This is a genomic window from Pseudoxanthomonas sp. LjRoot204_2, from assembly GCF_056175765.1.
In genome coordinates, this window is sequence record NZ_JBGFFG010000010.1 from 1 (window position 1) to 19,954 (window position 19,954).

At 68.1% G+C, this 19,954-nt stretch carries 18 protein-coding genes; 8 read left to right on the top strand and 10 right to left on the bottom strand.

What is annotated here, in order from left to right; genetic code table 11:
- Both AC04L7_RS01005 and AC04L7_RS01010 read left to right on the top strand, forming a co-directional pair.
- A partial coding sequence (locus AC04L7_RS01005) for a tRNA nucleotidyltransferase/poly(A) polymerase-related protein (RefSeq protein WP_475512389.1) occupies positions 1-873 on the top strand: 873 nt, incomplete at its 5' end.
- Positions 874-1,087: 214 nt separating this feature from the next.
- Positions 1,088-1,750 (top strand): DUF3011 domain-containing protein, encoded by a 663-nt coding sequence (locus tag AC04L7_RS01010; protein ID WP_435996194.1) that lies wholly within the window; start codon positions 1,088-1,090, stop codon positions 1,748-1,750.
- A 55-nt stretch (positions 1,751-1,805) separates the two neighbouring features.
- Here the strand turns inward: AC04L7_RS01010 and AC04L7_RS01015 are convergent, their stop codons facing one another.
- Genes AC04L7_RS01015 through AC04L7_RS01025 form a run of 3 tightly spaced genes read right to left on the bottom strand, consistent with a single transcriptional unit; the run spans position 1,806 to position 4,468 of the window.
- On the bottom strand, positions 1,806-2,462 hold the full coding sequence (locus tag AC04L7_RS01015) for an MliC family protein (protein WP_435996192.1): 657 nt from the start codon (positions 2,460-2,462) through the stop codon (positions 1,806-1,808).
- A gap of 57 nt (positions 2,463-2,519) precedes the next feature.
- Complete coding sequence (locus tag AC04L7_RS01020) at positions 2,520-3,779, bottom strand: sensor histidine kinase (protein WP_435996190.1); 1,260 nt, start codon at positions 3,777-3,779, stop codon at positions 2,520-2,522.
- The gene (locus AC04L7_RS01025; protein WP_475512390.1) at positions 3,776-4,468 is read right to left on the bottom strand and encodes a response regulator transcription factor; all 693 of its coding nucleotides are present in this window, start codon (positions 4,466-4,468) and stop codon (positions 3,776-3,778) included. The genes AC04L7_RS01020 and AC04L7_RS01025 overlap by 4 nt, the downstream gene beginning before the upstream one ends.
- 136 nt (positions 4,469-4,604) lie before the next feature.
- Between AC04L7_RS01025 and AC04L7_RS01030 the strand changes: the two genes are divergently transcribed.
- The 5 genes from AC04L7_RS01030 to AC04L7_RS01050 all read left to right on the top strand — a co-directional run bounded on the left by AC04L7_RS01030 (position 4,605) and on the right by AC04L7_RS01050 (position 9,914).
- Positions 4,605-6,311, top strand: a complete 1,707-nt coding sequence (locus AC04L7_RS01030) for an ArnT family glycosyltransferase (protein ID WP_475512391.1) — start codon at positions 4,605-4,607, stop codon at positions 6,309-6,311.
- Between the two features lie 129 nt (positions 6,312-6,440).
- Positions 6,441-7,154, top strand: a complete 714-nt coding sequence (locus AC04L7_RS01035) for a phosphatase PAP2 family protein (RefSeq protein ID WP_435996184.1) — start codon at positions 6,441-6,443, stop codon at positions 7,152-7,154.
- Complete coding sequence (locus AC04L7_RS01040; RefSeq protein WP_475512392.1) at positions 7,151-8,818, top strand: phosphoethanolamine transferase; 1,668 nt, start codon at positions 7,151-7,153, stop codon at positions 8,816-8,818. The genes AC04L7_RS01035 and AC04L7_RS01040 overlap by 4 nt, the downstream gene beginning before the upstream one ends.
- 26 nt (positions 8,819-8,844) lie before the next feature.
- Positions 8,845-9,579, top strand: coding sequence for a glycosyltransferase family 2 protein (locus AC04L7_RS01045; RefSeq protein ID WP_296281368.1), 735 nt, complete (start codon positions 8,845-8,847; stop codon positions 9,577-9,579).
- A complete protein-coding gene (locus AC04L7_RS01050) occupies positions 9,576-9,914 on the top strand; it encodes a lipid-A-disaccharide synthase N-terminal domain-containing protein (RefSeq protein ID WP_475512393.1) in 339 nt (112 codons plus the stop codon). Before AC04L7_RS01045 ends, AC04L7_RS01050 begins: the two co-directional genes overlap by 4 nt.
- Here AC04L7_RS01050 and AC04L7_RS01055 read toward each other — a convergent pair whose 3' ends face one another.
- The 7 genes from AC04L7_RS01055 to AC04L7_RS01085 form a co-directional block, all read right to left on the bottom strand.
- A complete protein-coding gene (locus tag AC04L7_RS01055) occupies positions 9,915-10,985 on the bottom strand; it encodes a PQQ-dependent sugar dehydrogenase (protein ID WP_436000909.1) in 1,071 nt (356 codons plus the stop codon).
- 293 nt (positions 10,986-11,278) lie between these two features.
- Entirely contained in the window at positions 11,279-12,547 is a 1,269-nt protein-coding gene (locus AC04L7_RS01060; protein ID WP_435996178.1) for a PQQ-dependent sugar dehydrogenase, read from the bottom strand.
- 68 nt (positions 12,548-12,615) lie between these two features.
- The gene (locus tag AC04L7_RS01065; protein WP_435996176.1) at positions 12,616-13,686 is read right to left on the bottom strand and encodes an acyltransferase family protein; all 1,071 of its coding nucleotides are present in this window, start codon (positions 13,684-13,686) and stop codon (positions 12,616-12,618) included.
- A 10-nt stretch (positions 13,687-13,696) separates the two neighbouring features.
- On the bottom strand, positions 13,697-14,842 hold the full coding sequence (nagA, locus tag AC04L7_RS01070) for an N-acetylglucosamine-6-phosphate deacetylase (RefSeq protein WP_435996174.1): 1,146 nt from the start codon (positions 14,840-14,842) through the stop codon (positions 13,697-13,699).
- Positions 14,839-15,876 carry an SIS domain-containing protein gene (locus AC04L7_RS01075; RefSeq protein WP_435996172.1) on the bottom strand — a complete coding sequence of 346 codons (1,038 nt, stop codon included), beginning with the start codon at positions 15,874-15,876 and terminating at the stop codon, positions 14,839-14,841. The genes nagA and AC04L7_RS01075 overlap by 4 nt, the downstream gene beginning before the upstream one ends.
- Complete coding sequence (locus tag AC04L7_RS01080; protein ID WP_475512394.1) at positions 15,873-16,940, bottom strand: LacI family DNA-binding transcriptional regulator; 1,068 nt, start codon at positions 16,938-16,940, stop codon at positions 15,873-15,875. Before AC04L7_RS01080 ends, AC04L7_RS01075 begins: the two co-directional genes overlap by 4 nt.
- An 11-nt stretch (positions 16,941-16,951) precedes the next feature.
- Positions 16,952-18,271, bottom strand: a complete 1,320-nt coding sequence (locus tag AC04L7_RS01085; protein ID WP_435996169.1) for a sugar MFS transporter — start codon at positions 18,269-18,271, stop codon at positions 16,952-16,954.
- A 372-nt stretch (positions 18,272-18,643) separates the two neighbouring features.
- Here AC04L7_RS01085 and AC04L7_RS01090 point away from each other — a divergent pair, with 372 nt between their 5' ends.
- Positions 18,644-19,684 (top strand): glucokinase family protein, encoded by a 1,041-nt coding sequence (locus AC04L7_RS01090; RefSeq protein WP_435996167.1) that lies wholly within the window; start codon positions 18,644-18,646, stop codon positions 19,682-19,684.
- Positions 19,685-19,954 lie beyond the last annotated feature (270 nt).

The window sequence follows — 19,954 nt, forward strand, 5'->3', positions numbered from 1 at the left end:
GTGCTGCGGCATGTGGGCCCGGCCTTCGCCGAAGATCCGTTGCGCGTGCTGCGCGCGGCCCGCTTCATGGCGCGCTTTGCATCACTGGGTTTCACGATCGCGCCTGAGACGATGGCGCTGATGCGCGCGATGGTGGCCAGCGGCGAACTGGAGGCGCTGGTGCCCGAGCGCGTGTGGCAGGAACTGCGACGTGCGCTGGCGTCCACGACGCCCTCCGCCTTCCTGTCCACGTTGCGCGCCTGCGACGCATTGGCGGTRGTGCTGCCGGAAGTGGATGCGCTGTACGGGGTGCCGCAGCGCGCGGAATACCACCCGGAGGTGGATACCGGCGTGCACCAGGAAATGGTCAGCGACATGGCGGCGGAACTCGCGCCGGGCGATGCGCGCATCGGCTTCGCCGCGCTGGTGCACGATCTGGGCAAGGCCCTGACGCCGGCCGCGGTACTGCCGAAGCACATCGGCCATGAACATGCCGGGGTGAAGCCGGTGATGGCACTGTGCGAACGACTGAAGGTGCCGGTGGACTACCGCGAACTGGCCGTGATGGCATGCCGCGAGCACCTCAACGTGCACCGCCTCGCCGAGCTGCGCGATGCCACCGTGGTGGAACTGCTTACCCGCTGCGATGCATTCCGGCGACCCGAACGCATCCCGTGGCTGGCGACCGTCTGCGAAGCGGACAAGCGTGGCCGCGGGGGACAGCGGCAGGCCGACTATCCGCAGGGGCGTGCACTGGTGCGCCTGCACCAAGCCGCATTGCGGGTCGGCGCGCGCGATGTGGTGCGCGAGGGCATGTCGGGCGTGCAGATCGGCGAAGCCCTGCAGGCGGCGCGCGTGCTGGCCATCAGGCAGCAGCGGACGGCTGACGGCTGACGGCTGACGGCGGACGGCTGACGGCTGACGGCTGACGGCTGACGGCTGACGGCTGACGGCTGACGGCTGACGGCTGACGGCTGACGGCGGACGGCGGACGGCGGACGGCTGACGGACGGTCGGCCATTCCGTCTCCCGTCCGCAGGGGAGCACGGTATCGTGTCGCCGCGGCCGGGGGAGCCGCGCCCTCCCACCATCACACGAAGGACCCGTCATGGAACGCACGCGCCTCCTGCTGTCCGTCTGTCTCGCCGGTGCCGGCCTCTGGGGCGCCGATGCACGCGCCGACGACTACGTGACCTGCGAAAGCCGCAATGATCGCTACCAGAGCTGTTCGATCACCACCGCGGGCTACGTGACGCTCGACCGGCAGCTGTCCAGTACGTCCTGCACGCAAGGCCGCACCTGGGATTACAACCGTCGGGAGATCTGGGTGGACGATGGCTGCCGGGCGACCTTCCGCGTGCACACCAGCTCGTCCGGGCACCACGGCGACGACCATGACGCCAAGGTTGCGGCGGGCGTGCTGATCGGTGCGGCRATCCTCGGCGCGATCGCACACAACGCCAACAAGACGGACGACAAGTACGACGACGACCGCTACCAGGGTGCCCGGCACAGCTCGTACGTGCCGTCGTGGATGATCGGCACGTTCGAGGGTTACAACGCAGTGTACGACCGCGACGTCACCCTCACGATCACCGCGGATGGCCGCGCCACGGCCCGCACGCGCGACCAGACGGTCGACGGCTGGATCAACGACGGCCGGCTCAACGTGGGGAATACCGCGTTCGACATCGACCCGTCGCGCGATGGCCTGGTGACCACGCAGGTCGGCGATCGCCAGAACGAAGTCCGCTACCGCCGCGTGCGCTGACAGCGCCGACGCGGCACGGACGCGCCCGCCACGCCGGCGGGCGCGTCAGCGTTCGTCATTCCACCGGCTTGCAGGTCAGCTTGTTGCCGAAGAAATCGACCGACGCTTCGCCCTGGTGCTCCCAGTACTCGATGCCGACGCGGCCGTACTTCGCACCGCTGGCGGCCGGTTGCGGGAACACGATCGCCTGGTCGTTGCCCCAGGTCATCACCGCCGCCTGCGGATCGATGTCGTTGTAGTACACCATCGTGAAAGGCAGGCGGTTGTCGCTGCATCGGTATTCCACGGTCTTCGGCACCACGACGCCGGGCGCCGCGATGGCCAGCTCGACCAGCCGCGTCCGATAGGACTCCAGCACGCACAGGCGAAGGTCATCGGCCTTCCAGCAGTCGTCGCGCCCCTTGGCCCAGCCGCGCTGCGTGGCAGGGTCCGTGTCCCTGGCGTCGGCGTAACGCCTGGCCAGTTGCCGATCCAGCGCGGCGAGTTCGGCGTCGCCGCAGACCAAGCGCTCGGCGACCGCCTGCGCCTTGGCGCAATCGAACGATGGCGGTGACAATGCGGGCGCTTCGGCCGCAGGCGTGGGTGCGGGGGGTGCCACGGGCGCCGCCGAGACCGGAGGCGTGGAGGCCGGCGTTACAGGGGGCGCGGGCGGTGCCGAGGGCTGGCAGGCCGACAGCAGCACCAGGGACAGGCAGAACAACGGCCGCTTCATGACAGTGTCCTCCGGGAAAGGCGGGACGATGCTAGCGCGTGCCGGCGAAGCCCGGCGTCAACGCGCGATCCGCAGGCGGCTGATCGTGCCGCGACCCGGGGCGGACTGGATGGACAGTGTCCACCCGAAGTGTTCGCACAGGCGCGCCAGCAGGTCCAGGCCGATGCCGCCGCCCTCGCGGCTGCCGCCCCGCGCCAGGTGCGCATAGATGCGGCTGATCTCTTCCGGCGTCATGCCATGGCCGGGATCCTGCACGGTGACGGTGGCGTCCGCGTCCAGCGCCACGTGGATCTGGCCCCTGTCGCTGTTCTCGATGGCGTTGCGCAGCAGATTGCCGATCGCGGCCTGCACGATGTGCAACGGCGCGGTCACGCTGCATGGCGCGAGCGCGTCGATGACGACCGACAGGTCCTTGCCTGCCATCAGGTGGCGGTGGTCGTCGATGATGTCGGGGAGCAACTCGTGCAACGGCACGACTTCCGTGGCGCGCGAGAGGCGTGCCGGATCCTTCGCCAGGGCCAGCAGCAAGCCGATCAGCCGTTCCACGTCGCGCGCGGTGCGGTGGATGCGTTGCACCTGCTGGCGAGCGGGCGCGGGCAGTCCCGTCTGGTCCAGCGCAAGCTCGCTGGCGCCCGCGATGACGGCGATGGGCGTGCGCAGCTCGTGGCTGGCGGTGTCGATGAAGACGCGCTCGCGCTCGACGAACGCGTCCTGGCGGCGCAGATAGTCATTGAGCGCGTTGGTGATGACATGCAGCTCCGCACTGGCGTCCCGCGCGACCGCGATGCGCTGGCCCGCGTGGTCGGGCGACAGTGCATCGATGTCGTCGGCCAAGTCGGACAGCGGCCGCAACGAATTGCCGACGCCGCGCGCCACCATCACGCCGATCACCACCAGCATGACCAGCGCCAGCCCCAGCGAGCCGATGATCAGCGCGTCCTCGATGGCTTCGATCCCGGTGATGTCGCGCACGACGAAGTACTGCACGCCGTCCACGCGCTCGACCAGCACCACGTTTTCGCGCCCGTCGAACCAGAAGTCGTCATGGACGCCCGCAGGCAGCATCGACAGGCCCGGCGGCGGCGGACGGCCGGGCACGCCGTAGAGCTGCACGGCGTCCGTGTCCTGCCAGCGATGGTGCGGATCGGCCTGCCGGCGCGCGAGGTGTTCGGCGATCTCCCGGTGGAGCAGCGACTTCCAGACCCGGTCCTCGAGGAAGTCGTCCGCGAAGACCAGCAGGATCACCGCGGCCAGCAGCACGGCGTAGCCGCCCAGCAGCCGCCGGATCTGCCCGCTCAGGCTGCGGTGGCGCTTCATGCCTCCGTCGTCCCGTGGGGCACGGYGAGCCGGTAGCCGGTGCGGGGAAGCGTATGGATCAGCTTGACCGGAAACGGGCCGTCCACGCTGCGCCGGAGTTCGTAGATGTGCGAACGGAGCATGTCGCCGTCGGGCGGATCGTCGCCCCACAGGGCATGTTCCAGTTGCTGGCGGGTGACGGCCGCCGGACTCGCCTGCATCAGCGTTTCCAGCAATTTGCGGCATGCGGGGTACAGGTGCAGCGCCTGTCCGGCGCGCATGACCTCCAGCGTGGCCAGGTCGAGGGTCAGATCGTGCACCTGCAGCAGCTTGCGCCGCTGCCGGCCCTGCACGCGCGCCAGCAACGCCTCCAGGCGGACCTCCAGTTCCGGCAGCGCGAACGGCTTGGTCAGGTAGTCGTCGGCCCCCGCGCGGAAACCGGAGATCTTGTCCGGCAGTTCGTCGCGCGCCGTCAGCATGATGACCGGCACGTCGGAGGCATGGTCCTCGCGCAACCGGCGCAGGACCTCCGGACCCTCCAGCCGCGGCAGCATCCAGTCCAGCACGACGGCGTCGTACGCCTGCGTGGCGGCCAGGTGCAGGCCGGTCACGCCGTCGGGTGCCGCGTCCAGGGTGTGGCCGCGCGCCTCGAAGTAGTCGAACAGGTTCGCGACCAGGTTCCGGTTGTCTTCGATCACCAGCAGCCGCATCGGCAGGGCCCGCGCGAAGGGAGGAGGACCGGCAGCATCGCAGGCCGGACGTCGAAACGCCGTCGGAACTCCGACGGTTCTCTTACGCCGCATGATCCACGATCATGCGCCCGACTGCCGACCGCCGACCCTGCCGATGCGACCGACGCCGCTCCGACACGCCCCCCGCTGGCAGACCCCGTTGTTGATCGCTCTGGTGGTGTGGGCGCTGTTGGCGGGCCTGGGCCTGCGCGAACCGATGCCGGCCGACGAGCCGCGCTTCGTGCTGGCGGCGCGGACGATGGTCGAGAGCGGGCAATGGCTGTTCCCGCACCGGGGCATCGAGCTGTACGCGGAAAAGCCCCCGACCTTCATGTGGCTGCAGGCGGCCAGCTATCTGCTGGTGCGCGACTGGCACGTGGCCTTCCTGCTGCCCTCGCTGCTGGCGGCCTTGCTGACGCTGTGGCTGTCCGGCGATCTGGCGCGCCGGCTGTGGGGCCGCCGCGCCGTGCCCTACGCGGTGTTCGGCCTGTTCGTGTGCCTGCAGTTCGCGCTGCAGGCCAAGCGGGCGCAGATCGACATGGTGCTGGTGGGCATGACCACGCTGTCGCTGTGGGCGCTGATGCGCTACCTGCTGGAAACGCCGCGCGCGTGGCTGCTGGCGCTGGGCACCTTCGCGGCGGGGCTGGGCACGGTGACCAAGGGCGTGGGCTTCCTGCCGCTGCTGGTCTTCGTGCCCTGGCTGTGGGCGCGGTGGAGGTCGCGCCGCGCGCTGCCGCCGCATCGTGGCGTGCACGCGCTGGCGGGCGTGGCGGGCTTCGTCGCCGGCGCCGGAGTGTGGCTGGTGCCGATGCTGTCGGTCGCGCTGACCTCGTCCGATCCCGCGCTGCACGCGTACGCGCGCGAAATGCTCTTCAAGCAGACCGGCACGCGCTATGCCAATGCCTGGCACCACGTGAAGCCGGCCTGGTACTACCTGCAGACGATGCTGACGCTGTGGCTGCCGGGCGTCCTGCTGGCACCCTGGCTGGTGCCGGCGTGGTGGCGACGCCTGCGCCGCGTGGACCCCCGGCATGCGCTGCTGCTGGGCTGGGCGGTGCTGGTGCTGGTGTTCTTCAGTGCCAGCCCGGGCAAGCGCGAGGTCTATGTCTTCCCCATGCTGCCGGCATTGGCGGTGGCGGCGTCGCCGTTGYTGGCCGGSTTGCTRCGCCGKCGYGGCGTRCGSRCGGTGCTGTGGTCGTACCTGGCGGTGCTCGTGGCGGTCGCCGGTGGACTGGGGCTGTGGCTGCTCACCGCGTCGCCGGCGCGCGTGCATGCGCTGGTCGATGGCCGCGGCATGGACATGGATACAGTGGCGCAGCTGGGGCGATGGCTGGCCGGTTTCGCGGCCGTGGCGGTCGTGGTGATGGTCGCGGCGCGACGACGGGTGGCCGTGGCACTGGTCGCGGTCACCGCGGCGCTGTGGACGGCGTATGGCATGGGCTTCATGCCGGCGCTCAGTCCCGACAGTTCGGCGAAGGCCCTGATGCAGCGCGTCGGGGAACGGATCGGCCCCCAGGCCGAACTGGCCATGCTGGGCTGGCGCGAACAGCACCTGCTGCAGGCCGACCGCCCGGTCACCGACTTCGGCTTCAAGCAACCCTGGGCCGCGCAATGGCAGCACGCGCATACGTGGTTGCTGGAAGCACCTGCGCAGCGCTGGTTGTTCCTGCGCAAGGAAGCCATCGGACCCTGCCTGGACCCGGCGAAGGTGGTGGACATCGGTGCGTCCAACCGGCGCGCATGGATTCTGGCCCCGAGCGCGGCATGGATCCCGGGCTGCGAGGTCCCGACCGACTGGTCGGCGGACGTCAGCGAAGACTGAATCGGCGGCAACCCGGGACCACGCACGCCCATTTGCGTGCGTCTCTTAACGCGGCTCCGACGCGCGTCCGACCGCGCTACGACGTAACCGCCACCAGCATGCGTGCACGTTCCGCTCGCCGCCTGCCGCATGTCGTCCTTCCCGGTCCGCCCCCTCTCGCGTTCCCTTGCCCGACCGTCGTGGCGGTTGCCGTGGTCGTTGGCGGTGCTGCTGCTCGCGTGGTGGCTCGCACGCCATGTGGACCTGGCGGTGGCCCACGGGCTGTTCCACTGGGAAGGCGACGCCTGGTCGCTCAAGCGCAGCGTGCTGCTGGAAGCGGCGCTGCATCGTGGCGGCCGGCTCCTGAGCCAGGCGGCCTGGGCCGGCGTGCTCGTCGCCACGCTGCTGCACTGGCGTTCGCCGGTCTCGCAGGCGTGGACGCGGCCGGCGGCGCGCTTGCTGCTGTCGGTCTTCGCATCGGTGGCCTGCGTGGCCGCGTTGAAGGCCCTGACCCACATGGACTGCCCCTGGGACCTGGCAGGCCTGGGAGGCGACCGGGCGTTCGTGGCGTTGTTCGAAGCACGGCCCGCGACGATGCCGCCCGCCGCGTGTTTTCCCGCCGCACATGCCGCGGGCGGCTATGCCTGGGTGGCGCTGTATTTCTTCCTGTCGCAGGTGGCACCGCGCTGGCGCCGGGCCGGGCTCGCCGTCGGCCTGGTGGCCGGTGCCGTGTTCGGTGCAGCACAGCAATTGCGCGGGGCGCATTTCCTCTCGCACGACATCGCCAGCCTGGCGGTGTGCTGGACGGTGGCCTGGGGCGTGGACGCCCTGTCCGCACCGTCCCCTCGGGAGAAGCAGGCATGAGCGCGTCGGTCGTCGAGCACGCGCACGCCGGCTCGCGCGGGCAACGCCTGCTTGCCCTGCTCGCCGTGCGGCCGCGACTGCACACGGAAACGCTGATCCTGTTCGCGTGCCTGTACTTCAGCCTGTTCGCCAACGCGGAATTCTGGCGCGCCGCCGCACCCCAGCCGTGGACGCACGGTATGTGGACGCTGTCGCTGTTCCTCCTGGTCACCGCCGTGCATGGCGTGTGGCTGTCGCTGCTGGTCTGGCGACATACCGCGCGCTGGGTGCTGTCGGTGCTGGTGGTGGTGGCGGCCCTGGCCGGCCACTACATGGCCAGTTACGGCATCTACATCGATGCCGACATGGTCCGCAACGTGCTGCATACCGACTGGCGCGAGGYGAGCGACCTGGCCGGCGCCGATGCCGTGCTGYCGCTGCTGGCATCCGTTCCCGCGCTGCTCGTGGTGTGGCGCGTGCGCCTGCGTCCCCGCACGTGGTCGCGCACGTTGCTGGCACGCGTGCTGTTCCTCGGTGGCATGGTGGTGGTCGGCGCGCTCGGCGTGCTGCCCTCGATCCAGCCGCTCACCGCCTTCCTGCGCAACCAGCGCGAAGTACGCTACCTGGTCACGCCCGCCAACGTGCTGGTATCGCTGGCCAAGGTGGTCAGCGAGGAGGCGCCGGGCAAGGCGCGCGTGCAGCTGCCGATCGGCGAAGACGCCATGCAGTCGCCGGCCGCCACCATGCGCCGCCCCCGCCTGGTGGTGCTGGTCGTAGGCGAGACGGCCCGCGCCGCCAACTGGGGCCTCAACGGCTACGCGCGCCAGACCACGCCGGAGCTGGCGCGGCGCGGCGTACTCAATTTCCCCCATGTCGCCGCCTGCGGCAGCAGCACCGAGGTATCGCTGCCCTGCATGTTCTCGCCATACGGGCGCGAGCACTACGACGAGAAGGAGATCCGCGGGCACCAGTCGCTGCTGCACGTGCTGCAGCGTGCGGGCGTGGCCACGCTGTGGCGGGACAACCAGTCCGGCTGCAAGGGCGTATGCAACGGACTGCCGGTGGAGGACCTGCACGCACGCAACGACCCCGCGCTGTGCGACGGCAAGCGCTGCGAAGACGGCATCCTGCTTACCGGCCTCGCAGACGCCGCGCGCCGCAACGCGGGCGATCAGGTGATCGTGCTGCACATGCTGGGCAACCACGGACCCACGTATTTCGAACGCTATCCGCCAGCCTTCAAGGTGTACCAGCCCGTCTGCGAGACCTCGGACCTGGGCCGGTGCTCGCGGGCGCAGATCGTCAATGCGTACGACAATGCGCTGCGCTACACCGACCACGTACTGGCCGGGGCCATCGATGCGCTCGCCGGCATGGAGGATTACGACACAGCCCTGCTGTACGTCTCCGACCATGGCGAGTCACTGGGCGAGAACGGGCTGTACCTGCACGGCATGCCGTATTCGATCGCCCCCCGCGAGCAGTTGCAGGTGCCGATGGTCGCCTGGTTCTCCGAAGGCTGGCGCAAGGCGACCGGTCTGGACGACACTTGCCTGCGCCGCCAGGCGGCCGGCCAGCGCAGCCATGACGACCTGTTCCACACGATGCTGGGGCTGACCGACGTGAAGACGGCCCTCTACCGGCCGGACCACGACATTTTCCTGACCTGCCGGAGTGGACGATGACCCTCCCTTCCCCAGCAAGCAGCCCCATGACGAGTCTGTCCGTCGTCATTCCCGTCTTCAACGAGCGCGGCAACATCGGGCCGCTGGTCGAGGAAGTGGTACGCCACCTGCGCGGCCACGTCGCCTTCGACATCGTGTGCGTGGACGACCAGTCCGACGACGACACCCGCGACGTGCTGACGGCCCTGAAGGCCGAGGTCCCCGAGCTGCGGGTGCTGGTGCACCATCGCCGCAGCGGGCAGAGCACGGCGATCCGTACCGGCGTGAAGCAGGCCCTGTCGCCGTGGATCGCGACGCTGGACGGCGATGGCCAGAACGACCCCGGCGACATCCCGAAGCTGCTCGCCGCGCGCGACGCCGCCGATGCACAGACCAAGCTGTTCGCCGGCTGGCGCGTCGACCGCAAGGACACCGCCAGCAAGCGCTGGGCGTCGCGCTGGGCCAACCGCATCCGGCAGCGCCTGCTGCGCGACGACACGCCGGATACCGGCTGCGGCATCAAACTGTTCGAGCGCGCCGCCTTCCTGGACCTCCCCTATTTCGACCACATGCATCGCTACCTGCCCGCGCTGATGCAGCGCGCGGGCTGGAAAACCGTCAGCGTGCCGGTCTCGCACCGGCCGCGTGGGTCGGGGCAGTCGAAGTACACCAACCTCGGGCGCGCCCTCGTGGGCGTGCGCGATCTCATGGGCGTCTCGTGGCTGATCCAGCGCAGCCACGTCACCGCGATCAGCGAGATCAACGCGGGGCGCAAGCCATGAGCGCGATGGACCAGGAACTCGTCTGGCTGGGCTGGACCGGCCTGCACATGACGCCCTGGAAGCTGATCGGCCTGACCGGCGCCGCCATGTTCGRCGCGCGCTGGGTGGTGCAGTTCGTCGCCTCGCGGCGCGCCCGCCGGCCCGTCATCCCGCGCCTGTTCTGGTACATGAGCCTGGCCGGCAGCCTGATGGCGCTGAGCTACTTCCTGTTCTCGTCCAAGCAGGATGCGGTGGGCGTGCTGCAGAACCTGCTGCCGGCGTTCACCGCCGCCTACAGCCTGTACCTGGACATCCGCAACGGCCGCGAGACGCGCACGGACGGCGGCACGGCCTGATCAGCTGCGGTTGGGCGTGAGCTTCAGCAACCGCCCGCCGGCGCCGTCCTCCAGCAACCACAGCGCGCCGTCCGGCCCCTGTTCGACCTCGCGGATGCGCCGCCCCATCGGATAGCGCCGCGCTTCGCGCGCCTGCGTGCCGGTGAATTCGATCTCGACCAGCGCCTGCGAGGCCAGGCCGCCGATGAAGCCCTTGCCGCGGAACCAGGGAAACAGGTTGCCGGTGTAGATGACGAAGCCCGCCGGCGCGATGACCGGCGACCACCAGGCCTCGGGCGCGTTCAAGTCCGGTCGCGTCACGTGGTCCGGGATCGGAGTGCCATCGTACTGGTCGCCGTTGGACACGACGGGCCAGCCATAGTTAGCGCCGCGTTCGATCAGGTTCAGCTCGTCGCCGCCCGACGGTCCCATTTCATGCGTCCACAGCTGTCCCGACGGATCGAAGGCGATGCCGAGCAGGTTGCGGTGGCCCAGGCTCCACACCTGCGCCGCAATGCTGCCCTGCGCCGCGAACGGATTGTCCGGCGGCAGGCTGCCATCGTCGTTGAGCCGGATCAGCTTGCCGAGCGAGGACTGCAGGTCCTGTGCAGGCGTCTGCTGATCGCGCTCGCTCGAGGTGATCCACAACTTGCCGTCCGCTCCGAAAGCGAGCCGGTGTCCGTAGTGGTTCGAACCCGACACCTTCGGCAACTGGCGCCAGATCACCTGCAGGTTGGACAGGCTTCCGCCATTGCCACTGGCATCGAGCTGCAGCGTGGCGCGCGCCACGGCAGCGCCGCGCGTGCCGCCGCTGCCGGCTTCCGCATAGCTGACATAGACCAGCCGGTTGTCGGCGAAGCGGGGATGCAGCAGCACGTCACCTAATCCCCCTTGCCCGCCGTAGGCGACCGTCGGCACCCCGATGATCTCGCCGACCTGGCCGCTCGCGACGTTGACCAGGCGGAGCTTTCCGGACTTCTCGGTCAACAGCAGGCGACCGTCCGGCAGGAACGTCATCGCCCAGGGCTCGTTGAACGTGGCGACCGGCGTACTTGTGAACGGCGGGTCGGGGACCTGAAGGGCGCGCGACAGACGTGCCGTTACCCGACTATTGTCGGCAGCCTCCACAAGTGGCGGCAGGACGTCATATCGCACAAATTGCGAGACAACTACCTCCTCCGACACGGATCGCGATGCCAGTATGACGGACGCTCCGTTCTGGTCTGGAGTCTCCCTTTGGCAGGCCGTCAGCAACGCGCAGCAGATGAATAGCGACGACTTTCTCATCGGGATAACTCCGGACGGGGCTCTGGCCTTTTTACTCCAACGACGCGAAGAAGACGTGATATCCAAGTATCAGCGAAAGCTGGAGCGCGTTCATTCGCTCAATTCAAGGGCGAAGCCAATCTCCAAAGCCGAGCTTCCGCCCCGAACTCGATGGCCCATATAGACCCGTCCGGCGCTTCCTCGATCTCTTTGATTGGTTTGAGCATTCCAATCCGAGAGACTTCATTCACGTCTTCTCCGTTGAGCTTCACATGAATGATGCTGGAGATCAGCTCACCGCTCACCAACGCATTTCCCTGCAACTCGGGGAACATTTCCCCTGAGTGGACAATCATGCTCGCAGGACCAATCCGGTCCTTCCACCAAAACTTTGGCGCGATGAAAGACGGCTGAGTCTCATGCTGGGGCAGCGTCGGACTATCTTTCGCAACCACCGGATACCCGTAGTTTCCTGCGCGCTCCAAGAGATTCAGTTCATCTGCAGCATTTCCCCCATGCTCCAGTACCCAGATGCGTCCGGCTGTGTCCGCCGCCATCGCATCGGGCCGACGGTGACCCAGCGACCAGAAATATTTCGCGTAATAGTCATCAAGTTCGACGAACGGATTGTCGGCAGGAACTTGTCCATCATCTCCTACGCGGAATATCTTGCCATCGTCCAATGTCAGGGATTGGGTTCCGCCTCGGAATGGCCCGGATACATACAGTTTTCCATCGCCGTCAAACGCCATGCGGCAGCCATACTCTTGCGACGAAAAGCCGGCAAGACTCGCCACGATGTCCTGCAGTCCCACCAAATAGTAGATTCCATCCTGGCCGAGAATCAGCTGCGCCCGCTTCACCCCGAGGGAATCGCGCCCGCTCGCGCCGCGCACGATCGTACACAGATAAACGATCTGGTTTTCGGAAAAGTCAGGGTGTGCCACCACATCGACGAGCGAGTTGATGAAGTATTCGTCAGGCACACCCGTCACCCTGTGCACACTTCCATCGGCAACGCGCATGAGCTTCAGGGTCCGCGGAAATTCTGCGACCAGCAACAGATCCTCGCTAAGGAACGCCATCGCCCTCGGTTGCCTGAATCGCCCTTTTTCAGTCATTGAAAATCGCGAGTCCGGCATCGCCATCACCGGTGAGTTTCCTCCCGTGATTCTGACCTCATGTTCTGCAGCCAACATCGATTGCTCGGCCGACGCTGTGGTGCCTGCACCGAATCGAGGAAGTGGCAACGCAAGATCGGCGGGCGTCACAGTCCCGTCAACTGACTCTGAGACCAGCACCCTAGTCTTGTCGTCACCCGAAGGCTCAGCTGAGCACGCTGCCAGCAAAAATCCCGCGATCACAAAAGCCTGCATCCGACTCGCCATTCTTTCCTCCTAGTGATGTCGCACATCAGATTGAGCGTCCTTATCCATGGACCGCGTTTGGTCAGGAGTCAGATTCTAAGATACCACCCGCGCCGGTCCATGATCGCCAGAAGCAACCACCAGACACCGACGAAGGCCAGCGCGAACGCCAGCGACGGCAGGTACGGTCCGAAGCGCGGCGTCATCCAGTTGGCGAATCCGACCCGGTACAGCGGCTCCATCCAGCCAAGCGCGAGCAGTACGTACGTCATCACGGCGGCGCCGACATAGGCGGCGATGGCATTCACACCGAAGCGCCGCCCCACCGCCGGCCACCCCTGCCGGTCCACCGCCGCATGGGCGAGCGCCAGCGCAAGCGATGCGCAGCCGGCGGAGAACAGCGCAAACGACGACGTCCACAGCGCCTTGTTCAATGGAAACACACTGCTCCATGCCAGTCCGAGGGCCACGGCCGCCATGCCGGCCAGCACCAGCGTGCGCAGCGCACCGCCCCGCAACCAAGCGCCGGCCCGCACGCCGAACAGCGTGGTGGCGATGGCGGGCAACGTGCTCAGCAACCCCTCTGGATCCTGCCCGCGCGCGAGCGTCGCATCCCACTGGTACAGCCACGGTGCGAACAACACCGTATCCACGCGTGCCGGCAGGTTCGTGTAGCCGGCATAGCCGGACGACGCGAGCAGCGCCCAGTAGCCGAGCAGGACCGCGCCGATCAATGCCCACTGCAGGCGAGGCTTCACGTAAAGCGCGATCAGGCCGGCCGCAGCGAAACACAGGCCGATCCGCTGCAGCACGCCCCAGGGGCGGAACTGCGGACGGTCCAGCATCAGGTACGCCAGCAGGTGCAGCGCCAGGCCGAGCGCGACGATCTTCGCCGCGCGCCACAGCAGCGCGCGCACCAGCACGCCATGCGCCACACCTGTTTCGCTACGCGGCACGATGCCCAGCGAGATCGATACGCCGACGATGAAGAGGAAGAACGGGAACACCAGGTCGGTCGGTGTCACGCCATGCCATTCCGCGTGCAGCAGCGGCGCGTAGACATGCGACCAGTCGCCCGGCGTGTTGACCAGCAGCATCGCGGCGACCGTCAGGCCGCGCAGTGCATCGACGGACGCGAACCGGGCCGGAGCGACGCTCATGCGCGCGGGATCAGGCGCCGCCGATCCACGTGCCGACGATCTGCAGGTCGGCGTCCAGCGCCACCAGGTCGGCGCGGTAGCCGGGTGCGATGCGGCCGTGCGTCCCACCCAGGCCGAGGACGTCGGCAGGATAGGTGGACGCCATGCGCGCCGCCTCGTCCAGCGGCAGGCCGAGCAGCCGCACGCAGTTGCGCACGGCGGTGATCATGTCCAGCGCCGAACCCGCCAACGCGCCGGCTGCGTTGCGTACCACGCCGTCGACGGCGGTGATGGTTTCGCCATACAGATCGAACGACGGGTCGTCCGAACCGACCATCGGCATCGCATCGGTGACCAGGACCACCTTGCCGCGCGGCTTGGCCGCCAACGCGACGCGCAGGCTGGCCGGATGCACGTGCACGCCATCGACGATCACGCCGCACCAGCAGCCGTCGTCCTCCAGCGCAGCACCGACCGCGCCCGGTTCGCGGCCCTGCAACGGCGACATCGCATTGTAGAGATGGGTGAAGCCCGACACGCCCGCGTCGATGCCGGCGCGGATCTGTTCGTAGCTGCCCGCCGTGTGGCCGGCGACGACGATCGCACCGCGCGCCACCAAGGTGCGAATGGTGCCGGTCGGCACCTGTTCGGGCGCAAGGGTCAGCAGGGTCACGCCGTTGTCGAGCGACGTCGCCATCGCGATTTCGTCCGCGCCGGGCACGCGGAACTTCGCCGCATCGTGCGTGCCCTTGCGCGCGGGCGCGATGTACGGGCCCTCCAGGTGGATGCCGAGCACGCCCGGCACGCCCTGCGCGATGGCGTCGCGTGTCGCCGCGATCGCGCGCGCCATCACGTCGGCATCGTCGCTGATCAAGGTCGGCAACAGGCCGGTCGTGCCGAAGCGACGGTGCGCCTTCGCGATCGTGCGGATCGCCTCCACACTCGTATCGTTGTTGAACAGCGCGCCACCGCCACCGTTGACCTGCGCATCGATGAAGCCGGGCAGCAACGTCGCGCCGCGAAGATCGTGCCGCACCGCATCTGACGGGATCGCATCGTCCGCGAGCAGGTCGGCGATGCGGCCGTCCTGCATCAGTACCGCCAGGCCTTCGACGAAGCCGTCCGGTGTCAGCACGCGGGCGTTGCAGAGGGCAATGGCGGCGCTCGTCGCGTTCATACCGTTTCCGTGACCTTGTTGAGGTGCGGCGGCACATCCGGATTGTGGCCGCGACGCAGCGCGAGCGCATTGATCGCCCGGTAGAAGCTCTGGATGGTCAGCAACGGGGCGCACGCCGGATGCGGTGCCTCGACCAGTGGCAGATCGCCCTGGCGCGACGCCACCCACACCTGCGCACCGCGGCCGCGGAATTCCTGCGCCAGCGCCAGCGTGCCGGCTTCGGTTTCGTCCGGCTGGGCGAAGCAGAGCACCGGGAAACCCGGACCCACCAGCGCCATCGGCCCGTGCTTCACTTCCGCCGAACTGTAGGCCTCGGCGTGCAGGCCGCAGGTTTCCTTGAATTTCAATGCGGCTTCCTGCGCGGCGGCCAGGCCCAGGCCTCGTCCCAGCACGAACAGGTTGTGCGCACCCACCAATCCATCGGTCAGCGGCGACCAGTCCGCCTGCCACGCGCGACGCAGCGCGTCGGGCAGGGCATCGGCGGCGGCATGCAGCGGCGCCTCGTCCTTCCAGTACGCGGCCAGCTGCAGGATCGCCGCGAGCGAACCCAGGTAGCTCTTGGTTGCCGCCACGCTGCGCTCGGGACCGGCGCGCAGCGGCAGCACGGTGTCGGCGAGTTGCGCCAGCGGCGAGTCTTCCACGTTCACCAGTGCGACCACGCGTGCGCCGGCCTCCTTGGCCGCGCTCGCGTTGCGCAGCAGGTCCGGGCTCTTGCCCGACTGCGAGATCACCACGTACAGCGCATCGGCCAGTCGCTGCTTCGCTTCGTACACCGACCCCACCGACGGCGACGCCGACGCTGTGACCACGCCGAGCTGCGTCTCGAACAGATACTTCGCATACGTCGCCGCATGATCGGAACTGCCGCGCGCGCAGGTCACCACGAACGGTGGAGGATTACGGCGCAGGTCTTCCGCCAGCGCCTTCACCGTCGCGGCGTTGCGCGCGTACTGGTCGGCGACGATGTCGGCGGTCTGGGCCGCCTCCTGGTGCATCAGGGTGTCGGAAGGCGCAGGCAGTAGCGTGTCGGTCATGGCGAGAGGGGTTCGGGTCGGTCGGCGCGCGGACGGACCGGCGCCGTGGAGCCCCGCACCACCAACTGCGGCACGAAGCCCTGGTTGTGCACGGGGGTGGGGTTGTCGTCATAGGCATCGGTACGCAGGCCGGCGATCAGCAGGCGCGCCGCCTGCTTGGCGATGTCCTGCGTGGCCTGCTTGGCGGTGGTCAGCGGCGGCCACGACTGCTTGGAGAACGGGCTGTCCTCGAAACCGGCGATGGACAGGTCGTAAGGCACGTTCATGCCGGCCGACTTCGCCGCCGCCAGCACGCCGGCCGCAATTTCATCGTTGGAACCGAAGATCGCCGTGGGCGGTTCGCGCAGTGCCAGCAKGCGGCGCGCGCCGCGGAAACCGTCGTCGAAGGTGTAATCGCCCGGCACGACGAGATGCTTGTCGAGGGTGATGCCGTAGTCCTTCAACGCTTTCTCGTAACCGGCATAGCGTTCGGTACTCGACCGGTGCGCCAGTCCGCCCCACAGGAAGCCGATGCGCTGGTGGCCGAGCTGGATCAGGTGTTCGGTGATCTCGTAGGCGGCATCGCGGTCATCGACATAGACGCAGGGCAAGCCGTCTTCCGGATCTTCGGTCGCGGCGATGATGCGCACCAGCTTCACCCCGCGCGCAGCCAATGCCGTCACCAGGTCGGCGCGTTCGGACATCGGCGCGGTCAGAACCAATCCGGCCAGGCGCGAACGCTGGACGAATTCCACGAGCTCCTCGGCCAGCAACGGCGAGGTGGAATCCACCGGATGGATCTGCAGGCCGAAGCCGGTCTCCTTGCAGGCGGCCAGCACGCCGTTCTGCACGCCGATGATGTGGTACGGGTTGGGGTTGTCGTAGACCAGACCGATCACGAACGGCGTGCCGCTGCGCAGGTTGCGCGCGGACTGGTCCGGTTCGTAGTCCAGTTCAGCGATGGCGTGCAGCACGCGCGCACGCGTGCCCTGCAGCACCGACGGCTCGTTGTTGATGACCCGGGACACGGTCTTCAGCGAGACCTTCGCGCGTTCGGCGACGTCCTTGATGGTGGGTCGGCGCATGGGCGTTTCCGTCATGGAGGCGAGTCCGCCATGATGCCGCGTTCCGGGACGCCCGTCGCCGCCCGTTTCGCGCTGCCCACGCGGTGCCCGGCCAGTGCGTAGTAGAGGATGTACAGGTAGCCGGGAATGGCCAGTCCGGCGAACACGACCTGGAAGTCGTAGTGCTGCTTCAGCACCGCGAACAGCTGCGGCAGGATCGCTCCGCCGGCGATGCCCATGATCAGCAGGGCCGATCCGGTCTCGGTATGCCGGCCCAGCCCCTTGATCGCCAACGGGAAGATCGCCGGCCACATCATCGCGTTGGCGAAGCCCAGTGCAGCGACGAAGCCGACCGACACATAGCCGTGCGTCAGCAGCGCACCGAGGGCGAACAGCACGCCCAGCGTGGCGGAAATGGCCAGGTAGCGTGCCTGCGACACGAAGCGCGGGATCACGGCCAGGCCGACCAGGTAACCGGCCAGCATCGCGAACAGGGTGTAGGTGGTGAACAGCTTGGTCTGGTCCAGCGGCAGGCCGAAGCCCCTTCCATAGGTGCCGATCGCGTCGCCCGCCAACACCTCCACCCCCACGTAGAGGAACAGGCAGAGCACGCCCAGCCACAGGTGCGGGAAGCGCGACAGGCCACGTGCGCCATCGGCGGCATCGGCCGCGGGCGCGGCATTGACCTCGGACGGCTTCACCTCGGGCAGCGACGAGAACAGGATGCCGATGGCGACCACGACCAGGAGGCCGGCCATCACCAGGTACGGCAGGTGGATCTTCGCTGCGAACGCGTCCAGCAGCGCCACCTTGCCGGCCGCATCGGCTGTGGCGACCTGTGCGGCCAGGTCGCCCACGCCATGCAGGACCAGCGTCCCGAGCACGAGCGGCGCCAGCATGCCGGCGATCTTGTTGCAGATGCCCATCAGTGCGATGCGCTGCGCGGCGCTCTCGATGGGGCCGAGGATGCTGACGTAGGGGTTCACCGCCGTCTGCAGCAGCGCCAGGCCGCCGCCGATCACGAACAGGCCGGCCAACGCACCGGGGTACCAGCGCTGGGTGGAGAACTCGCCGAACATCGCCGCCCCCATCGCCATCACGAACAGGCTGGCGGCGAGGCCTTTCTTCATGCCGGTGTGCTTGAGCAGCGCCGCGGCAGGCAACGCGAGGAAGAAGTACGACAGGTAGAACACCATCAGTACGAGGAAGGCATTCACCTCGTCCAGATCGAAAGCGAGCTGCACGAAGGTGATCAGCGGGCCGTTGATCCAGGTGAAGAACCCGATGATGAAGAACAGCACGCCGACTATGGCGAGCGAACGGAGCGGGGTGGTTCCAGCGGCGGTACTCATGCAATCCCCTCGATGTGGGAGGTCGCGCCTGCGCGCGACATCGGGAACAACGTTGTCAAAGCCATCAGGCAGCCCCCCGGAACTTGGAGGTCCCCAAGCGACCTGGCCTTCCTTCCGTGAGTGCACCGGCATAGTGCGCCGCAACATAAAGTCCTGTAGGACTTAGCGCTTTTCCGCCTTTGCATGCCGCAATTGGTGACACCAATGCGCTCAATTGAATAATGAATACGAGCATTGTTGTTGGTTCCATGCATCGCCTCGGCCGCCAGACGGCTATTTCATGACAGAGTCTTGACAACGTTGTCAAACACTTTCCACACTCCGGCCATATCGGGATGACGGGGTCCCGGCCGCGAACATGTGGGGAGACGTGTGGTCGCCATTGCCAATCCATTGCCGACAGATGCCAGCCGCGGGGCGCACGACGCCTTCATCGCGGCGGACGTCGGTGGCACCCATGTCCGCATCGGCCTGGTGCGCGGCAGCGGCGACGCCGGGATGCCGGTCCACGTGCTGGAGTACCGCAAGTACGCCTGCGCCGACCACGCCGGCCTGGGCGACATCGTCGAGGATTTCCTGCACCACCTGGGCCTCGACCACGGGCGCGTGACCCGTGGCGTGATCGCCAGCGCCGGCTATGCGCTGGAAGACGGCACCGTCATCACCAACAACCTGCCCTGGCGCCTTTCGCTGGCGGAACTGCGCACGCAGCTCGGCTTCGACGACGTCCGCCTGGTCAACGATTTCGAAGCCGTGGCGCATGCCGCCGCGCAGGTGGACGCCAGCCAGGTGCTGCAGCTCACCGGCCCGGCGATCGCACCGACCCGCGGCCCCACGCTGATCCTCGGCCCGGGCACCGGTTTGGGCGCGGCGGTGTGGATCCCGGTCGGCCCGCGCGCCGTGGTGCTGGCGACGGAAGCCGGCCAGGCCGCGCTCACCGCCGGCAACGCGCTCGAGATGGCGCTGCTGGCCGAGATGCTGAAGACCCGCACGCACGTGCCGGTGGAACAGGCGCTGTCCGGCCCCGGCCTGTTGAACCTGCATGCCGCGCTGTGCGCCGTCCGCGGCGCCGCGCCTTCGGCCTACACGCACCCGGGCCAGGTCACGGCCGCCGCGCTGTCGGGCGACGACCCGCTGGCGCGCGAAAGCCTCGATGTGTTCTGCGGCCTGCTCGGCAGCGTCGTCGGCGACATGGCGCTGCTGTACGGCGTGCAGGGCGGCGTGTACCTCGCCGGCGGCATCCTGCCGAAGATCCGCGGATTCCTGATCCAGAGCAGTTTCGTCGCGCGATTCCTCAACAAGGGATCGATGCGCGAGGCGCTCGAACGCATCCCCGTGAAGCTGGTGGAGCACGGGCAGCTGGGCGTCATCGGCGCGGCCCGGTGGTACCTGGATCGCGACGGAGACACATGAAGGAAAGCGCCGGCACAGGCGCGGAGCAGGAAGGGGCGGGGTGCAGGGGATACGTGCAACGCCAGGCGACATCGAAGTACCAAGCACGGCGGAACAGCGCGAGCGATGGCTGCCGGAACTCTAAAAACAATGATGGGAGAGACATCATGAAGTACCGCACCTCGATCCTTTCGGCCTCGATCGCCGCCGGGCTCGCGTTCTCGATGCAGGTCCACGCGCAGGAGGCCGCACCGGACGACACGGCCGCGACCGACCTGGACATCGTCGTGG

Bases quoted from the DNA above. Each gene is read 5' to 3' on its own strand.
- AC04L7_RS01075 (WP_435996172.1), bottom strand. From the start codon at position 15,876: ATGACCGACACGCTACTGCCTGCGCCTTCCGACACCCTGATGCACCAG.
- AC04L7_RS01045 (WP_296281368.1), top strand. From the start codon at position 8,845: ATGACGAGTCTGTCCGTCGTCATTCCCGTCTTCAACGAGCGCGGCAAC.
- AC04L7_RS01015 (WP_435996192.1), bottom strand. From the start codon at position 2,462: ATGAAGCGGCCGTTGTTCTGCCTGTCCCTGGTGCTGCTGTCGGCCTGC.
- AC04L7_RS01085 (WP_435996169.1), bottom strand. From the start codon at position 18,271: ATGAGTACCGCCGCTGGAACCACCCCGCTCCGTTCGCTCGCCATAGTC.
- AC04L7_RS01060 (WP_435996178.1), bottom strand. From the start codon at position 12,547: ATGGCGAGTCGGATGCAGGCTTTTGTGATCGCGGGATTTTTGCTGGCA.
- AC04L7_RS01020 (WP_435996190.1), bottom strand. From the start codon at position 3,779: ATGAAGCGCCACCGCAGCCTGAGCGGGCAGATCCGGCGGCTGCTGGGC.
- nagA (WP_435996174.1), bottom strand. From the start codon at position 14,842: ATGAACGCGACGAGCGCCGCCATTGCCCTCTGCAACGCCCGCGTGCTG.
- AC04L7_RS01035 (WP_435996184.1), top strand. From the start codon at position 6,441: ATGTCGTCCTTCCCGGTCCGCCCCCTCTCGCGTTCCCTTGCCCGACCG.
- AC04L7_RS01065 (WP_435996176.1), bottom strand. From the start codon at position 13,686: ATGAGCGTCGCTCCGGCCCGGTTCGCGTCCGTCGATGCACTGCGCGGC.